At 75.7% G+C, this 18,128-nt stretch carries 12 protein-coding genes; 10 read left to right on the top strand and 2 right to left on the bottom strand.

The window, feature by feature from the left end; genetic code table 11:
* From J7E94_RS23020 to J7E94_RS23065, 10 genes are all read left to right on the top strand, one after another.
* Nucleotides 1-1,959: SDR family NAD(P)-dependent oxidoreductase (locus J7E94_RS23020; RefSeq protein ID WP_215018427.1), on the top strand; the 1,959-nt coding region annotated here is incomplete at its 5' end.
* Nucleotides 1,952-6,805, top strand: coding sequence for a type I polyketide synthase (locus J7E94_RS23025; protein ID WP_215018439.1), 4,854 nt, complete (start codon nucleotides 1,952-1,954; stop codon nucleotides 6,803-6,805). The genes J7E94_RS23020 and J7E94_RS23025, both read left to right, overlap by 8 nt.
* Nucleotides 6,795-7,139: an acyl carrier protein gene (locus J7E94_RS23030; protein WP_215018441.1), complete on the top strand. Its 345-nt coding sequence runs from the start codon at nucleotides 6,795-6,797 to the stop codon at nucleotides 7,137-7,139. Before J7E94_RS23025 ends, J7E94_RS23030 begins: the two co-directional genes overlap by 11 nt.
* A 7-nt stretch (nucleotides 7,140-7,146) precedes the next feature.
* Entirely contained in the window at nucleotides 7,147-8,022 is an 876-nt protein-coding gene (locus J7E94_RS23035) for an alpha/beta fold hydrolase (protein ID WP_215018443.1), read from the top strand.
* Nucleotides 8,019-9,221, top strand: coding sequence for a glycosyltransferase (locus J7E94_RS23040; protein WP_215018445.1), 1,203 nt, complete (start codon nucleotides 8,019-8,021; stop codon nucleotides 9,219-9,221). The genes J7E94_RS23035 and J7E94_RS23040 overlap by 4 nt, the downstream gene beginning before the upstream one ends.
* Nucleotides 9,218-11,101, top strand: a complete 1,884-nt coding sequence (locus J7E94_RS23045) for a class I SAM-dependent methyltransferase (RefSeq protein ID WP_215018448.1) — start codon at nucleotides 9,218-9,220, stop codon at nucleotides 11,099-11,101. Before J7E94_RS23040 ends, J7E94_RS23045 begins: the two co-directional genes overlap by 4 nt.
* Entirely contained in the window at nucleotides 11,098-12,570 is a 1,473-nt protein-coding gene (locus tag J7E94_RS34820) for a hypothetical protein (protein ID WP_251057092.1), read from the top strand. Before J7E94_RS23045 ends, J7E94_RS34820 begins: the two co-directional genes overlap by 4 nt.
* 63 nt (nucleotides 12,571-12,633) lie before the next feature.
* The gene (locus J7E94_RS23055) at nucleotides 12,634-13,896 is read left to right on the top strand and encodes an alkaline phosphatase family protein (RefSeq protein ID WP_308345424.1); all 1,263 of its coding nucleotides are present in this window, start codon (nucleotides 12,634-12,636) and stop codon (nucleotides 13,894-13,896) included.
* Between the two features lie 15 nt (nucleotides 13,897-13,911).
* A complete protein-coding gene (locus J7E94_RS23060; RefSeq protein WP_215018452.1) occupies nucleotides 13,912-15,156 on the top strand; it encodes an MFS transporter in 1,245 nt (414 codons plus the stop codon).
* Nucleotides 15,157-15,206: 50 nt separating this feature from the next.
* Entirely contained in the window at nucleotides 15,207-16,121 is a 915-nt protein-coding gene (locus tag J7E94_RS23065; protein WP_215018454.1) for an SDR family oxidoreductase, read from the top strand.
* Between the two features lie 16 nt (nucleotides 16,122-16,137).
* Here J7E94_RS23065 and J7E94_RS23070 read toward each other — a convergent pair whose 3' ends face one another.
* Together J7E94_RS23070 and J7E94_RS23075 are read right to left on the bottom strand one after the other, a co-directional pair.
* A complete protein-coding gene (locus J7E94_RS23070) occupies nucleotides 16,138-16,731 on the bottom strand; it encodes an RDD family protein (protein ID WP_215018456.1) in 594 nt (197 codons plus the stop codon).
* 250 nt (nucleotides 16,732-16,981) lie between these two features.
* Nucleotides 16,982-18,052, bottom strand: coding sequence for an enoyl-CoA hydratase/isomerase family protein (locus J7E94_RS23075; protein ID WP_308345425.1), 1,071 nt, complete (start codon nucleotides 18,050-18,052; stop codon nucleotides 16,982-16,984).
* Nucleotides 18,053-18,128 lie beyond the last annotated feature (76 nt).

The raw sequence follows: 18,128 nt of genomic DNA on the forward strand, positions 1-18,128 counted from the left end.
GCCGGGGCGTCCCCGCAGGGCGCCGAACACAGTGCCGCACCCCTCTCCGCCCCCTGGCCACGTTCGGTGCCCGAGGAGACGCCCCGGCACGCGCCCGGCCCCGCCCGAACCGGGCCACCGGCCGACCGGTCCGCCGAGTCGGTCATGGAGGCCGTCCTGGAGATCGTCCACACCCGGACCGGCTACCCCCGGGACATGCTCGACCCCGAGCTGGACCTGGAGGCGGACCTGTCCATCGACTCCATCAAGCGGGTCGAGATCATCGGCGCCCTCGCCGACCGGATCGGCCTCCCCCAAGACCCCGGCGGCTCCGCCGAGTCGGCCGTCGAGGAGCTGTCCCGCATCAAGACCCTGCGCGGAATCGTGGACTGGGTGGTGACCCACGCACCGGGCGCCCCCGCCGCAGAACCGGCAGCCGCTTCCGCAGCGGCACCCGCATCCGCATCCGCACCCGCAGCGCTTCCCGGCACAACCCCGATGACCCGCCTCCGCATCGACCTCCTGCCCGCACCGGCCCCGGCCGCCGACGCGGCGGCCGCCCCGACCCTCCTGCGCAACCTCCGGATCGGGATCGTCGAGGATGCCCAGGGCGTGGCATCCACACTGGCCGAAGCCCTGCGGGACCTGGGCTCAGAGGTGCAGCTCCTGCCCGCGGCAGAGCCCGGCTTCGACGGGGTGATCGACCTGTCCGCGCTGCGCCCGGCAGCCGAACCCGTATTGCCCGAAGCCTTCCCAGCCCTGCAACGCGCCCTGACCGCCGGCCTGCCCAGGCTGCTCCTGGTCACCGCACCCGGCACCCCCGGCGCCGGTCTGCACGGCTTCGCCCGCAGCGCCGCCCTCGAATTCCCCGGCACGCTGATCCGCGCGGTGGAGGTCCACCCCAAGGAGGACCCGGAGCGCATCACGACCCAGCTCCTCACCGAACTGAGCTGCGCCGCAGGCGGCGAGGCAGGCGGCGAGGCAGGCGGCGCCGCACGCGCCGACGGCGGCGATGCCACAGGCACCGCCGCCCCGGCCTCCGTCGGCTACGCCCTCGACGGCACCCGGTTCACCCGCCACCCCGTCCCCGCTCCCCTCCGCGCGACCGGCGGCGCCCCGCCCCTCGACCCGGGCTCCGTGATCCTGCTCACCGGCGGCGCCCGCGGGATCACCGCCCGCACCGCCCTCGCACTGGCCCGCGCCACCGGATGCCACGTCGAGCTGATCGGGCGCACGCCCGAACCCGAGGGCGACGCGGATGAGTTCGCACAGGCCCACGACCGGGTCGCGCTCCGCGCCGCGCTGATCGCCGCAGGGCTCCGTACGCCCGCCGAGATCGAGGCGGCGGCCTCGCGGATCCTCGCCGAGCGCGAGGTACGGGCCGCCCTGGCCGCCCTCGCCTCGGTGGCGGCCTCCGTGCGCTACCACTGCGCGGACGTCACGGACGAGCAGGCCGTACGGGCCGTCGTGGCCGACGTCCGGGCGCGCCACGGCCGGCTCGACGGGATCGTGCACGGTGCCGGGATCCTGCGCGACGGACTGCTGCGCGACAAGCAACCAGCGGACTTCGCCGCGGTGTTCACCACCAAGGTGGCCGGTGCCCGCCACCTGGCCGCCGCGGCCGCCGAGCACGGGGCATGCCCCGCTCCGCGCTTCCTGGCCCTGTTCGGCAGTGTCGCCGGGGTGTACGGCAACCGCGGCCAGAGCGACTACGCCGCGGCCAACGACGCCCTCGACGGCCTGGCCCACACCTGGGCGGAGTCCTTCCCCGGCCGGATGCTGGCCGTGGACTGGGGCCCCTGGGCGGCGGAGGCGGGCGGGATGGTGACCCCCGAGCTGGAGCGCGCGTACGCCCGGCGCGAGATCCCGCTGATCGCCCCGGAGGCGGGGACCGCCGCGTTCCTCGACGAACTGGCGTACGGGAGCGACGTACAGGTGGTCCTGATGGCCGCTGCGGAGGAGGGCAGCGGCGATGAGTGAGCGGCAGCGGCGCGGCCCGCGCCCCACCGACGCGGCGATCGTCGGGATGGGCGCGGTGTTCCCGGGCGCCGCCGACCTGGCCTCCTACCGGCGCAACCTCCTCTCCGGTACGGACTCCATCGGCGACGTCCCGCCCGGGCGCTGGGACCCCGAGGTGTACTACGACCCGGACGGCGCCACCGGACCGGCGGCCGGCGACCGGTTCTACTGCCGGCGCGGCGGCTTCGTCGACGGGCTGGCCGCCTTCGACCCGACCCGGTTCGGGATCATGCCGGCCGCCGTGGAGGGCGCCGAGCCGGATCAGATGCTGGCCCTGCACGCGACGGCCGAGGCGATCGCGGACGCGGGCGGCGAGGACCGGCTGCCGGCCGACCGCTCCCGGATCGGGGTGGTGCTGGGGCGCGGCGGGTTCATGGGCGTGGCCACGGCCCGTCTGGACCAACGGGTGCGTACCGCACACCAGTTGGCGCAGACCTTGCGGGAGCTCGCGCCGGAGCTGGGCGAGCGGCGGATCGCGCAGGTGCGGTCGGCCTTCCAGGACGCGCTGGGTCCGGAGCGCCCGGACGCGTCGATCGGACTGGTGCCCAGTTTCACCGCCGCCCGGACCGCAAACCGGCTGGACTTCCGCGGCCCTGCCTACACCCTCGACGCGGCCTGCGCCTCTTCCCTGCTGGCCGTGGACCAGGCGGTGGGGCTGCTGGCGGGCGGGCGCTGCGACGCGGTGGTCGCCGGGGCCGTGCACCACTGCCACATCGCCACGCTGTGGAGCGTGTTCACGCAGCTGCGGGCGCTGAGCCCGAGCGAGCGGATCCGCCCCTTCGACCGCAGGGCCGACGGAACTCTGCTGTCCGAGGGCACGGGAGTGGTGCTGCTGAAGCGGCTGGCGGACGCGGAGCGCGACGGCGACCGCGTCTACGCGGTGATCCGCGGCACCGGGGTGGCCGGGGACGGCCGGGCGGCGAGCCTGATGAGTCCGCTCATCGCGGGCCAGGTACGGGCGCTGGAGCGGGCCTGGCGGGAGGCCGGCCTGGATCCGCGGGCGCCCGGCGCGCTGGGGCTGCTGGAGGCGCACGGTACGGGGACGCCGGTCGGGGACGCGGCCGAACTGGACACCCTGGCAGAGGTGTTCGGCCCGCCGGGGCGGAGCGGAGGCGGTGTCAGCACCGGCAGCGGCCCCGACACCGGCATCGGCTTCGGCTCGGTGAAGTCGATGCTCGGCCACACCATGCAGGCCTCCGGCATGGCCGGGCTGATCAAGGCAGCCCTGGCGGTGCACGAGGGGGTGCTGCCGCCGACGCTGCACCTGGAGGAACCGCACCCGGGCCTGGCCCGGACCCGGATGCGGCCGGTGACGGCCGCCGAGCCGTGGGAGCGCGGGCCGCTGCCCCGCCGGGCGGGGGTCAACGCGTTCGGCTTCGGCGGGATCAACGCGCACGTGGTGCTGGAGGAGGCGCCGGCGGCAGCCGCCCGGCCGGCCGGCCCGGTCCGCAGGTTCCTCCCGCTGGGGGGCTCGGCCGCCCCGGTCGGCGGCGCCGCGCGAGGTGACGTACTGCTGCTGGCGGCGGACAGTACGGCGGAGCTGGCGGCGCGGCTGGCGTCCGCGTCCCTGGCAGCCGGAGCCGCGGATTCCGGCGCCGCGGATCACGCCTCCCCGGCAGCCGGGGCCCCGGCATCCGGCGTCCCGGCGCCCGTGGGCGACGGGTCCTGCCGGGTGGCGGTGCTCGGGCCGACGCCCCAGCGCCTCGCGCTGGCCGCGAAGGTCGTGGCGCGCGGCCGGCCCTGGCGGGGCAGGGGGGACGTGTGGTTCACGCCGGAGCCGCTGGGTGGCCGGGTGGCGTTCCTGTTCCCCGGCCTGGAGCCGGAGTTCGCCCCCGTGCTGGACGATGTGGCGGATCTGCTCCGGCTCCCCCGGCCCCGCCTCACCCGGGGTGAGTCGCTGGTGGAACGGGCCCTGGACGCCCTCGCGACGGGCCGCTTCTTCGCCCGGGTCCTGCCCGGTCTCGGCATCGAAGCCGATGTCCTGGCGGGCCACAGCCTGGGCGAGTGGGCGGCCATGGTGGCCGCCGGCCTGTACCCGCAGGAGGCGGCCGACACGTTCCTCGACTCGCTGCGCCCGGGCTCGCTGAAGGTCCCGGACCTCGTGTACGCGGCGCTGGGCTGCGGTGCGGCGCGGGCGGAGGCGGCGCTCCACGGCCTGGACCGGGTGGCCGTCAGCCACGACAACTGCCCCCACCAGTCGGTGATATGCGGGGACCCGGACCAAGTGGCGGCCGCTGTCGCGCGGTTGCGCGGCGAGGGGGTGATCGGGCAGGAACTGCCGTTCCGCTCGGGGTTCCACACCCCGATGTGGGAGCCGTACCTCGGCCAGGTCCGCGCCGCCTTCGCGCGGCTGCCGCTGCGGCCCGGAGCCCTCCCGGTCTGGTCGGCGACCACGTGCGCACCGTTCCCCGCCGCCCCGCAGGAGGTGCGGGACCTCGTGGTGCGCCACCTGCTGGAGCCGGTCCGCTTCCGCGAGCTGACCCGGAGCCTGTACGAGGAGGAGGGCGTACGGAGCTTCGTCACGCTGGGCCCCGGCAGCCTGCCGGGCTTCGTCGAGGACACCCTGCGCGAGCGGCCCCACCTCTCGGTGTCCACCTCCTCCCCCCGCCTCACCGGCCTGGCGGCCCTGAGCCGCACGTGCGCCGCGCTGTGGGTCGAGGGTCACGCGCCGCGCTGGGAACGGCTGTTCCCCGCCGGGCGGATGACGGACACGGATTCCGGGCCGATGCCTGAGGGCGCTGCGGATCCTGCGGATCCTGCGGGTCCTGCGGGTCCTGCGGGTCCTGCGGGTCCTGCGGGTCCTGCGGGTCCTGCGGGTCCTGCGGGTCCTGCGGGGGCAGTGCGGCGCGCCGAGGCGGGCAGCACGGACACCCGGCCCCTGAAGGCCGCCCCGGCCACACCGGGGCGTGCCGTCCTCTTGGACCTCGGTTCGCCGCTGGTCCGGCTCGGCGAGGCGGCCCGGACCGCGCTCGGGGGCCTCCTGCCGCCGGCGCCGACCGGCCCGGCGGCCGACCCGCCGGCCGTCCCGGCCGCTGCCCAGGCCGGGCCCGCCGGCCCCCGACCGGTCCTGTTGTCCGCCCTCGACGCGGTCCTCGACGACACCCGTTCGGCCGTCCTGAGCGTCAGCGAGGCCTGGTCGGCTTCCGTGCGGCCGCCGGAGTCGGCAGGCCCGGCGGCAGGACCCGGTACAGGGCCCGGCCCCGCAGGTGCGGGAAGGGCCGCGGGGAACCACACCCTCCACCTCTCCCTGGCCGCACTGCCCTGCGTACGGGACCACTGCGTGTACCTCCAGCCCGACGGCTGGGCGGAGGACTCCGACCGGTTCCCCGTCGTGCCCATGACCACCATGCTGGAGCTGGCGGCCGACGCCGCCCGCCGGTACGCCCCGCCCGGCCTCGCCGTCCTCGGCTACGAGGACGTACGGGCCCTGCGCTGGCTCCCCGTGGAACCGGCCGTCGACGTCGAGGTCGCCGTCCGCGGCGACGGGCCCGGCCGGTACCGCGTCGGCCTCGGGGAGTACGCCTCGGTGGTCGTCCTGCTCGGCGAGCGGTACGGGCGGCCCCCCGCGCCCGACACCACACCCCTGCGCGACCCGCAGCCGGCCCCCGTCAGCGCCGGGGCGCTCTACCGGGACCGGTGGATGTTCCACGGCCCCCGCTTCGCCGCCGTGCACGAGGTGCGGACGGTCGGGTCGGACGGCATCCAGGGGGTCCTGCGGGCGCTCCCCGACCCGGGGGCCCTCCTCGACGCCGCCGGCCAGCTGTTCGGACACTGGATGCAGCTGCGGCTCCCGGTGGACCGGCTGGTGTTCCCGGCCACCGTGGACCGCATCCGGTACGCCGGGCCCCAACCCGCCCCGCACGAGCTCGTCTCGGCCACCGCCCGGATCCGCGAGGTGCACGACGTCACCGTGCGCGGCGACGTCGAGCTGTGCCGCGCCGACGGCGGGGTGTGGGCGCGGGTCGAGGGGTGGACGTACCGCCGGTTCGGCGCGGACGAGCGGGTGTGGCCGATGAAGTTCACCCCGGAGGTGTGCGGCATCGGCGAACCCCAGCCCGCCGGCTGGTGCCTGGCCCGGCGCCGCTGGTCCGATCCCGCCTCTCAGGAGCTCGTGATGCGCCGCTACCTGGGCGCCGCCGAACGGGCGGCCTACGAGCGGCTGTCGCCGCGCGCCCGGGCGCCCTGGCTGCTGGGCCGGATCGCGGCCAAGGACGCGCTGCGCCAACTGCTGTGGGACGGCGGCGCCGGACCGGTGTTCCCGGCTGAGGTGCCGATCGGCAACGACCCCGCCGGCCGGCCCCTCGCCGAGGGCCCGCTCGCCCGCGGCCACCGGCTGTCGATCGCCCACAAGGACCGGATCGCAGTGGCTCTCGCCCACCCCGACCGGGCCGTCGGGATCGACGTGGAGCCGGTGACCGCGGACCCGGACGCGCTGATCCGCATCGCGCTCGCGCCGGACGAGCTCCGCGTGGCCGAGATGCTGTCCGCCCGTGAGGGCACCGGCCTGCCGGCCGCGCTCACCGCGCTGTGGTGCGCCAAGGAGGCCGCCGCCAAGGCGGAGGGCAGCGGGCTGGGCGGCCGGCCGCGGGACTGGCGGGTCTCCTGTGACCCGGACTCCGCCGGCCTGCTGGTGCGGTCCCCCGGCGGGGACCCGTACCCCATCGACACCACCCTGCTCGGCTCGACCCTGCTCGGCTCGACCCTGCTCGGCTCCGCGCCGCTCGACCACGTCGTCGCCTGGACCGCCCACGGCACGGCGGCGTCCCCCGTCCCCTTCCACCTCACGGAGACACGTCATGGCACCTGACATCCTCGCCGAGATCACCGGCATGCTGGTGGAGATCGTCGGCGACGAATACCTCCTCGCGGAGGAGGTCACGATGAAGACGACGTTCAACGAGGATCTCGCCCTGGAGAGCATCGAATTCGTCGCCCTCGCCGAGCTGCTCCACCACCGCTACGGCGCCGAGGTGGACCTGATGGGCTTCCTGGCGGAGAAGGACATGGACGCCATCCTCGCCATGTCCGTCGGTGAACTCGTCACCCACATCGGCCGGATCACCCACGCCTCCCTCGCCCGGGCGGCCGCCGGCCCGACCACCGCCACCACCACCGCGGCCACCGCCGCCGCGGCCGGCTGAGCCCGCCATGGCCTTCGTCCTCGCGGAGTCCCTCCGCGTCCACGTCCAGCGGCTCCCGGCCGACGCCGGAACCGGCACCGGCACCGGCACCGGCACCGGCACCGAGCGCCCCGACCGCCCAGTTGTGGTCTTCCTGCACGGACTGGTCGTCGACAACCTGTCCTCCTTCTACTGCCCCCTGGCCGTCCCGGTGGCCCGCGCCGGGCACGAGGTCGTCCTCTACGACCTGCGCGGCCACGGCCGCACCGAGCGCCCCGCCGCCGGCTACGACAGCCGCACCGCCGTACGGGACCTCTTCGCACTGCTCGGCGCGCTGGACCTCGGCCGGCGCCCGGTCCACCTGGTCGGCAACAGCTACGGCGGAACCCTCGCCCTGCACGCCGCCCTGGCCCGGCCCGACGTCGTCGCGGGACTCACCCTGCTCGAACCGCCGCTGGGCGGGGCGTGGGTGGAGAACATGGTGGACACCCTGTCGGCCGCCGCGCTCAGCCTGGAGGACAGCCCCGTACCCGCGGAGCTGCTCACCCTGCGCCTGCGCAAGGCCGCCCATCTCACGGCCATCGCCGACGATCTCCTCAACCGCACCACCCTGATCGACGACATCGCCGGAAGCCGCACCTTCACCCCGGCCGACTACGCCCGGCTCCACTGCCCGGTGCTGGTCGTCTGCGGTGAGCACTCCGAACTGGTGCCGGGCGCCCGGGAACTGGTCCGGCACGCGGCGCTGGTCAGCCTGCGGATCCTGCCGGGGCTGGGGCACGACGTCCTCAAGGAGAGCAGCGGGGCGCTACGGGAAACCGTGCTCTCCCATCTCGACGCGACGGCCGTCCGCGCGGCCCCGGTGGCGGCGGCGCGGCCGCGGGCGGGAGCGCTGGTCCCATGAGGGTGCTCTTCACGGTGCCGCCCCTGGCGGGGCACGTCAATCCGACCGTGGCCGTCGGGGCCGAACTGGCCGCCCGGGGACATGAGATCGCCTGGACCGGGCCCGCTTCGGCGCTGTCCGGGCTGCTGCCCCCCTCGGCCCGGATCCTGCCGGCCGGGGAGGAGGCGGGCTGCGGCTACTCGGCCCTGCACGAACGCTGGCGCGATCTGCGCGGGGTCGGGGCACTGCGGTTCCTGTGGGAGGAGGCGCTGGTACCGCTGGCCCGGGCGATGGTGCCGGGCGTGACGCGGGCGGTCCGCGCCTTCGAGCCGGACGTGATGGTCGCCGACCAGCAGGCCCTTGCCGGGCCGCTGGTCGCCCGGCGGCTCGGCGTCCCGTGGGCGACGTCCGCCAGCACCTCGGCCGAACTCACCCGCCCCTTCGCCGGCTTCCCGAAGGTCGGCCAGTGGGTGACGGACCAGATCGCGGGCCTGCTCCGGGAATTCGGGGCGGACGGTCAGAACGCAGGCGGGAAGGGGGAGGGAGCCGAGGGGTGCCAGGACTGGGATCCGCGCTTCTCCGACCGGCTGGTCCTGGTCTTCTCGACGCCCGAACTCGTGAGCCCCGAGGCCGGGTTCCCGCCCCACTACGCCTTCGTCGGCCCGGCCTTCGGGGCCCGGCCCGCGGCCCACGGCTTTCCCTGGCAGCGGCTGGACCCGGCCCGGCGGCGGGTGCTGGTCTCCCTGGGCACCCTCAACCAGGAAGCGGGCGGCCGCTTCTACGGGGCGGTGCTGGGCGCGGCCGAACGGCTGGCCGCCGAGGTGCAGCTGGTGCTGGCGGCGCCTGCCGCACTGGTGGGGACCGCGCCGCAGCACCTACTGCTCCAGGAGCGCGTCCCGCAGCTGGAGTTGCTGCCGCACCTGGACGCGGTGGTCTGCCACGGCGGCCACAACACCGTCTGCGAGGCCCTCGCGCACGGGCTGCCGCTGGTGGTCGCGCCGATCCGCGACGACCAGCCGATCGTGGCCCAGCAGGTCGTCCGGGCCGGGGCCGGGGTCCGGGTGCGGTTCGGGCGGACTCGGGCCGAGGAACTGCGCGACGCGCTCACGGCCGTGCTGGACGAGCCCGGCCCCCGCCGGTCCGCCCGGCGGATCCAGGCCTCCTTCGCCGCGGCGGGCGGGGCCGCCGCCGCGGCCGACCGGTTGGAGAAGCTGCTATGACGCCACTCCCCTTCCGCCGTGACCGGGGCCGGGCCCCGGTCCGGGTCCGGTGGACCTCCGCGGTGCTGCTGGCCGCGCTCGGCGCGGGCACGTTACGGGCCGGCCGCCGGCTCCGCGCGATCCCGGTGCTGCCGGTCGTCCCGCCCACGGCGGCCGGGGTGCCGCGGGCCGCCGGGTGGCGGCTGCTCACCGCCAGGGGGCTCGAGCCCGACGCGGCCACCTTCCTCGCCGCCTGCGCGTACGCCGAACGGGAGGGCCTGCGGGTGCTCGACCTGCTGCCCGGGGATCTGGCCGCCGAGCGGGCGCTGGGGCTGCTGCGCCTGGTCGATCCCGCCCGGTACCGGCAGGACCGGCTCGGCGAGGGGCGGGGGGCCGGCTTCGCGGTGCTCGTCGCCGACGAGGTGCTCGAACGGGCCGGGGTGGACCCGGGCGGACCACGCCCCGGTCCGGCGGAACTCCTGGCGCTCACCCGCCGTTTGAAGGAGTACGCGGCCGGGGCGGCGGGACTGGTCATCGCGCCGGCGCTGAGCTGCGGGCCGGAGGCGAAGGCCGCCGGGCCCGCGCGCGCCGCGGAGCTGCGGGCCCAGGGGCTGCCCCCGGGCGCGCTGGCCGCCGCGCAGTTGTCCGGGCTGGCGCTGCTCGCGGGGGTCGCCGTACGCCAGGGCCGGTGGGGGGCCGCCGCGGCCGGGCTGTACTGGCTCCAGCCGTACCTCGCCCTCGGCGGGCCCGGCTCCCCGCTGCGCCCCGCCGATCTGGCCCGGGCCACCGCGGCCCGGCCGGTTCGCTCCCTCGGCGCTGCCCTGCGTACGGCCGCGGCCGCCGACCGGACCCGGTCCGGCGGTCCGGAGGCCGGCCGGGCCGCCGCCTACCGGGCCGACCTGGCCGCCGGGACCGACCGGTTCTTCGAACCGCGCCGCCCGGACTGCCCGTGGTGCGGCTCCGACCGGCTGTCCGTCCGGGTCCGGATGCCCGACCAGCTCCAGGGCAAGCCGGGCCGGTTCACGCTGGAGCAGTGCGGGGACTGCGGGCATGTCTTCCAGAACCCCCGACTGACGCTGGACGGGCTGGAGTTCTACTACCGGGACTTCTACGACGGGCGGGGCGGCGAGGGCGCGGGCACGGTCTTCGGCCGGCTCGGCGCCGCCTACCGGGGGCGCGCCGAGATGCTCCTGCCCCACGCCGACCCGGAGTCCTGGCTCGATGTCGGCACCGGGCATGGGCACTTCTGCAACGCGGCACGGGCCGTCTGGCCGCGGACCCGTTTCGACGGGCTCGACATGGGCGACGGGGTCCGCGAGGCGGAACGGCGCGGCTGGGTCGAGACCGGATTCCAGGGCCAGTTCCCGGAATTCGCATCCAAGCTGGCGGGCCGGTACGAGGTGGTCAGCATGTACCACTACCTGGAGCACACCCGGGATCCCTTCGCCGAACTGGACACGGCGGCGGCCGTGCTCGCCCCCGGCGGGCACCTGGCCATCGAACTCCCCGACCCGGAGTCGCGGATGGCCCGGCTCCTCGGGCCGGCGTGGCTGCCGTGGTTCCAGCCGCAGCACCAGCACCTGATCCCGGCCGCGAACCTGCGCGAGGCGTTGGCCGACCGGGGGTTCACCGTCCTCGCGGAGGAGCACGGCCCGGCCCACCAGGGCAACGACTTCTTCGGCGCGGTGGCCCTGACGGCGACCCGCCTGGCCCCGGACCCGGACCGCCCCTGGGGCCCCCCGCCCACCCCCCGCACCCGCGCCCTCACCGCCGCGGTACGCGCATCCACCCTCCCCCTGTTCGCCGGCGCAGCGATCCTGGACGCCCTCCGCACAGCGGCAGCCCACCACACAGACGGCGGCAACGCCTACCGCCTCCTGGCCCGCAAGGCCCCCCGATGACCCCCGCCCCGGACCCGTCCACCCGGGCCCCACACCCACCCGCGCCTCTCCGCGTCGCGGACCCCGTCACCCATGTCGAGCGCGTCGAACCGGGTCCGCGGCCAGAGGGCCCGTACCGCGTTGCAGACACCGCCCACCCCACCGGCCCAGCCAAGCCGGACACCCACCCCGTCAAAGCCGACCCGGCCGACCCCGCCGCAGGCGACCCCGCCGCGAACGCCCCAGCCGCAGACGGACCGGCCGTACGCCTGACCATGACCGAAGCGGCCATCCCCGCCGAAGGCGGACCGGCCCGAGGCAACCCTGCCAGGAACGCCCCCGCCGGAGACGACCCGGCCGCAGGCCGACCGGACCGAAGGGCCACACGCCGAGCGGCCGACCCCGCCACAGGCGGACCGGCGCAGGGCAACGCCGCCAGGAACGCCCCCGCCGGAGACGACCCCGCCGGAGACGCCCCGGCCGGAGGCGGGCCGGCCGGAGGGAGACTGTCCGGAGACGGGCTGTCCGGAGATGGGCTGGCCGGAGGCGGGCCGGGCCGCGGGGCCACCACCGGAACAGCCGACCTCGCCGGAGGCGACCTGGCTCGGAGGGCTACCGCCGATCCCCTCTTCCGGCTCGTCGCCTACGCCCTCGAGGCCGCGCACGGGCGGCCCCCGGCCGCCGTGTGGAGCGCCCCCTACACCTTCCACCTCGGCTCGCCCGGGCTCGTCGCCGCCGCCGGGTGGCCCACGGCCGCCGCCGCGGCACCCCGTGCCGACGGCATGGTGCGGCTCAGCTCCCTGTCCCACCCCGCCGACAGCTGCGATCTACCGCTGACCCTGTCCGGGCCGCCGCCCGCCGCCCCCGCCTGGGCCGCCCGCCCGTACGCCGTGCTGCGCGCCATGGCCCGGGCCGGCTACGGCCGCGGCGGGACCGATCTGCACGTGCAGGGCTCGCTCACGGCCGCCGCCGGGCTGGCCACCGCGGAACCGGCCGACTGCGCGGTGGCGCTGGCCGTGGCCGACGCCCACACACCGCCGGCGGGCGGGCCGCCGGACCGCGCCCACCTGGCCCGGCTGCTCGCCGAAGCCGTGCCGGACGGCGACGACACCCTGCGCCGGGCGGCGCTCTTCGCCCGGCCCGGCACGGCGCTCCTGCTCGCCGCGGAGCCCCCACCGCACCGGTACGTCACCTTCGACCCGGCCGCCTCGGGCGCACGGCTGGTGCTCGTCGCCGTGCGCGGCGAACCGGCCGACCGGCCGGCCGACCTGGCCCGGGCCGTGGCCTGCGCGCGCCGCGCGGGGGCCCTGAGCGCCTGGCCGCCCGGCCCGGCCGCCGCACGGCCGGGGCGGAGCGTGCTGGTGCTGCTGCCCGAGGCCCGACTGGCGGCGGTGCGGGCCGCGGTCGGGGAGGACTTCCGCGGCCGGGCGCGGCCCGTACCGCGGTTCCTGAACATCGCCGTGGCCGGTGCGGCCCGGCGCGAGGAATGACACGAGAAGGAGGAACCACCCATGCCAACCCCCTCACCAACACCCACACCCCCACCAAGGGCGGTGGCACGCACCAGACGCGGCGCCCGCCGGTCCGCCATCGTGGCCGCGCTCGGCGCACTCGGCCTGCTCGGCGCCTTCACCGTCGCCAACTCCCAGGCGGCCGAGAGCGGTTCCACCCCCATGACCCCAGCAGCCGCTGCCGCGCTGCCGACGTACGACCACGTCGTGGTCGTCGTGTACGAGAACAAGCAGTACGGCGAGATCATCGGCAGCGCGAACGCCCCCTACATCAACCAGCTGGCGAACGGCGGCGCCAGCCTGACCGGCATGAAGGCGCTGACCCACCCCAGCCAGCCCAACTACTTCAACCTCTTCTCCGGCGCCACCCAGGGCATCACGGGGGACAGCTGCTACACCCCCCAGTCGATGACCGCGCCGAACCTCGGCCAGGAACTGATCGCGGCCGGCAAGACCTTCGCCACGTACAACGAGGACCTGCCGGCCGAGGGTTCCACGGCCTGCACGAACGGCCAGTACGCCCAGAAGCACAATCCGTGGTTCGCCTTCAAGAACGTGCCCCTGAACACCGGCAAGACCTGGGCGCAGTTCCCGCAGAACAACTTCGCCGCCCTGCCGGACCTGTCCTTCGTCATTCCCAACCAGTGCAACGACATGCACTCGTGCTCGGTGGCCACGGGCGACACCTGGACGAAGAACAACATCGACGCCTACGCGCAGTGGGCGAAGGCCAACAACAGCCTGCTGGTGCTGACATGGGACGAGGACAACTACCTCGGGTCGAACCAGATCGCCACCGTCTTCTACGGAGCGGACGTCAAGGCGGGCAAGTACACCACCGCCTTCAACCACCACCATCTGCTGCGCACCTTCGAGGACCTGTTCGGCACGGCCTCGCACGCGGGCAACGCGGCCAACGTCCAGCCGGTCAGCGAGGTGTTCGCCGACTCCACACCGACGCCGACGCCGACGCCGACGCCGACCCCCACGCCGACACCGACCCCCACGCCGACCCCGACTCCCACCCCCACCGCCACCCCCGGTGACCTGAAACTGGCCAACCCCGGCCCGCAGACCTGCAAGTTCAACCAGTCCTGCACCATCCAGCTCACCGCCACCGGCGGCACGTCCCCCCTCCGCTACGCGGCCACCGGCCTGCCCTGGGGCCTGACCGTCGACGCCGCCACCGGCCGGATCAGCGGAAAGCCGTGGGGCAGCGGCACCATCCAGATCACCGCGACCGTCACCGACTCCACGGGCGCCACCGTCACGGCCGCGTTCCCGCTCACCGTCAACTGGTTCTGAGGGAGGGAGGCATCCGTGTACCTGTCGACCAGCCGGGCCGCCGACACGGCCCGGGGGCAGCGCACCCCGGCCCCGAGAGGCCCGCTGCGGGCCGTCCCCGCCGCCGTGTTCGCGCTCGGCCTGGTCAGTCTGGTCACGGATGTCTCGGCCGAGATGGTCAGCTCCGTCCTGCCTCTGTACCTGATGGCCGGACTCGGCATGTCCCCGCTCGCGTTCGGCGCCCTGGACGGGCTCCACCAGGGCGCCACCGCGCTGCTGCGCCTCGCGGGCGGCCGGATCGCGGACCGCACCCGCCGCCGCAAGCTGGTGGCGGGCGCCGGCTACGCGCTCTCCGCCGCCTGCAAGGCTGCCCTGCTCGCCGCCACCACCCCCTGGTCGGTGGCGGCGGTACTCGCCGCCGACCGGACGGGCAAGGGCCTGCGCACCGCCCCGCGCGACGCGCTGATCTCGCTGTCCTGCCCGCCGGAGGAACAGGGCCGCGCCTTCGGGGTGCACCGCGCCCTGGACACCGCGGGCGCGCTGCTGGGCCCGCTGGCCGCGTTCGGAGTGCTGTGGGTGGCGGTGGACGGATACGAGGCCGTCTTCGCCGTGAGCTGCTGCGTCGCGGTGCTGGGCGTGGTGGTGCTGGCCCTGTTCGTACGGGAGGCCCCCGCGCCCGCCACCCGCACCGCCCTTCCCCCCGTACGCACCCTCGTACGGATCCCCGGCCTGCGCCGCCTCTGCGCGACCGCTGCCGCACTGGGCCTGTTCACCGTCGGCGACGCGTTCCTCTACCTCCTGCTCCAGCGCCGGCTCGACCTGCCGGCCGCGGACTTTCCGCTGCTGCCCGTCGGTACGGCGGCCGTGTTCCTGCCGGCCGCGCTGCCCCTGGGGCGGTTCGCCGACCGGCTGGGCCGGCGCCGGGTGTTCCTCGCCGGGCACGTGCCGCTGCTCGGCGCCTGCCTGCTGCTCCTGGCTCCGGTACCGGCCGGTGCTCCGCTCGTCCTCGGCGTGCTCGCCCTCCTCGGCCTGTTCTACGCGGCCACCGACGGGGTCCTGATGGCCGCCGCCGGACCGCTGCTCCCGGCCGAACTGCGCACCACCGGGCTCGCGGTGCTCCAGACCGCGCAGGCCCTGGCCCGGTTCGCGGGCTCCCTCCTCTTCGGGGCCGCCTGGACCCTGTGGGGGCCGGACACCGCCCTGGGGGCCGCGGCGGGCGCACTGGCCGCCGTCCTGGCCGCCGTCTGCCTGCTCGGGAGAAGGCGGGAGCAGCGGGACTGAAAAAGGCGTCGATCCGGCCGCCCGGGCCCGGCCGGACGTAGGCTCGCCGCATGTCTGGAACTCTTGAGGGCAAGGTCGCCCTGGTCGCGGGCGGCACGCGGGGAGCGGGCCGGGGCATCGCCGTCCAACTGGGCGCGCAGGGCGCGACGGTGTACGTGTCGGGCCGCAGCACGCGGGGCCGGCGTTCGGAGTACGACAGGCCCGAGACGGTCGAGGAGACCACCGAGCTGGTCACGGCGGCGGGCGGCGTGGGGATCCCCGCGGTCGCCGACCACCTGGTGCCGGCCGAGGTCGAGGCGCTGGTGCGGCGGATCGACACGGAGCAGGGGCGCCTGGACGTCCTCGTCAACGACATCTGGGGCGGGGAGCTGCTCTTCGAGTGGGAGAGCACGGTCTGGGAGCACGACCTGGACAAGGGGCTGCGACTGCTGCGCCTGGCGGTGGAGACGCACGCCGTCACCAGCCATTTCGCGGTGCCGCTGCTGCTGCGCGAGCCGGGCGGCCTGGTGGTGGAGATGACGGACGGCACCGCCGAGTACAACGCGACGCGCTACCGGGTGTCGTTCTTCTACGACATCGCCAAGTCCTCGGTCCTGCGGATGGCGTTCGCCCTGGGCCACGAGCTCGGGCCGCGCGGGGCCACGGCGGTGGCGCTGACCCCGGGCTGGCTGCGCTCGGAGATGATGCTCGACGCCTTCGGCGTGACGGAGGCGAACTGGCGCGACGCGCTGGCCAAGGTCCCCCACTTCGGCATCTCCGAGACCCCGTCGTACGTGGGCCGCGCGGTGGCGGCGCTCGCCGCGGACCCGGAGGTGGCGCGCTGGAACGGGCAGTCCCTCTCCAGCGGCCAACTCGCCGGGGTCTACGGCTTCACGGACCTCGACGGCAGCCGACCGGACGCGTGGCGCTACATGGTCGAGGTCCAGGACCCCGGCCTTCCCGCCGACGCGACCGGCTACCGCTGAGCCGTGCCGTCGGTTGTCAGCCCTTGTCGACCGTGATGACGACGGTGCCGCACACCTTGTCGGCGAAGGTCTGCTTCTTCTCGTCCCACAGCGGCCACAGCCAGCCGAGGTAGCAGGCGATGCTGTCGAGGAAGTGGGCCAGCCAGCGGACCAACGCCATGCCGAAGCCGAGCGTGGAGCCGTCGGACTCGCGGCGCACGCTGATACCGACGACCTTCTTGCCGGTCGTCTGGCCGGTCTTGCCTTGCAGGTAGATCTGGAAGAGGCCCATCGCGAAGGCGTACAGCATGCCGATGACGCCGAGGACCCCGGGCTCCTCCGGGTGGTCGCTGTTGGCCAGGTCGATGAAGCCCAGCGCGTACATCGGACCGGCGACGATCAGGCCGTCAAGCAGGAGCGCACCCGCGCGCAGGCCCCAGTGGGCCAGCGGCGCCGGCCCCATGCCCGGCATGCCGGGCATACCCGGCGGGGGGTACGCGCCGTAGGGCGGCGGCGTCTGCTGGGGATGGCCGTACTGCGGGGGCACGCCCTGCGGCGCCTGCTGCGGGTAACCGGGCCGGCCCTGCGGGGGCTGCTGGCTGTACGGGTTGTTCGGGTCGCCGAAGCTCATGGCGAAGTCTCTCCAGGGGAACGACAAAGGGGGACGAAGCGGAGTGGAGGCGCCGGTGTCCGGATCAGCGGTGTGCCGGTATGCCCCCGTGCGGCCGCGATCTTGCAGCCCTCATGGTGTTCGTATCACCGGCTTCTGTCCAATTCCGATTGACCGGGAATCGACGATCCGGGCCAACGAGGCTCCGGGCAAGCGCAATCCCGGCACCGGGAGGGGCGCCGCCGCCGCTCCGCTGTTACCGGTACGTGGCTCAGCCGCGGCCGGAGCCGCCGTCCGGCAGCCGGAGTTCCCGTTCCTCCCCGAGCGGGGTGAAGAACCGCTCCACATCCGCGTCGGACACGTCCGCCAGGGCCGGGGGCGACCAGCGCGGCCTGCGGTCCTTGTCGACGACCTGGGCCCGGATGCCCTCGACCAGATCGGGCGAGCGCAGCGCGTTGCAGGAGACCCGGAACTCCTGGGCCAGCACGCGCTCCAGCGAGCCGAGGCCCTCGGCGCGGCGCAGGGCGGCGAGGGTGACCTTGAGTGCGGTCGGGGACTTGGCCAGGATCGTCTCGGCGGCCTCCTTGGCGGCCGGCTCACCCTCGCCGAGCAGCCGGTCCACGATTTCCTCGACGGTGCCGGCCGCGTAGCAGCGGTCGATCCAGGGCCGCCCGTCCGCGAGTTCACCGGGCGGCGGCGTGGCGGCGTACCGCGGCAGCACCTCGTGGACGGGGGCCGACGCGAATGCGGCGGTCAGCTCCGGGAGCCGGGCGGCGGGGACGAAGTGGTCGGCGAGCCCGCACAGCAGCGCGTCGGCGGCCCCCACGGCGGTCCCGGTCAGGGCGAGATGGGTGCCGAGGCGGCCGGGGGCACGGCCGAGCAGCCAGGTCCCGCCGACGTCCGGGACGAAGCCGATGCCGGTCTCGGGCATGGCCACGCGGGAGCGCTCGGTGACGATGCGGACCCCGCCGTGGGCGGAGAGCCCGACGCCGCCGCCCATGACGATCCCGTCCATGAGGGCGACGTACGGCTTGGGGTAGCGGGCGATGCGGGCGTTGAGCCGGTACTCGTCGCGCCAGAAGCCGGCGGAGGCCGTGGTCCCGGCCTTGGCGTCGTCGTGGATCGCGCGGATGTCCCCGCCCGCGCACAGCCCGCGCTCGCCGGCGCCGCGGATCAGGACCTGCTGGACGGCGGGGTCGGCCTCCCAGGCGGTCAGGGCCCCGTCGATCCGCAGCACCATGGGGTGGGTGAGGGCGTTGAGGGCCTTGGGGCGGTTGAGGGTGACCACCCCGGTCCGGCCTTCGGTGTGGAGCAGGACGGTGTTCTCGTCTTCGGTCTTCACACGCACCAGTATCTCCGCGCCCTGAACCGCCCCGAGCCGCCCCGAGCCGCCCCCCGGACCGCCCCGTGCCGCTCCC

The sequence above is a fragment of the Streptomyces sp. ISL-94 genome (genome assembly GCF_018614075.1).
Taxonomy (GTDB): domain Bacteria; phylum Actinomycetota; class Actinomycetes; order Streptomycetales; family Streptomycetaceae; genus Streptomyces.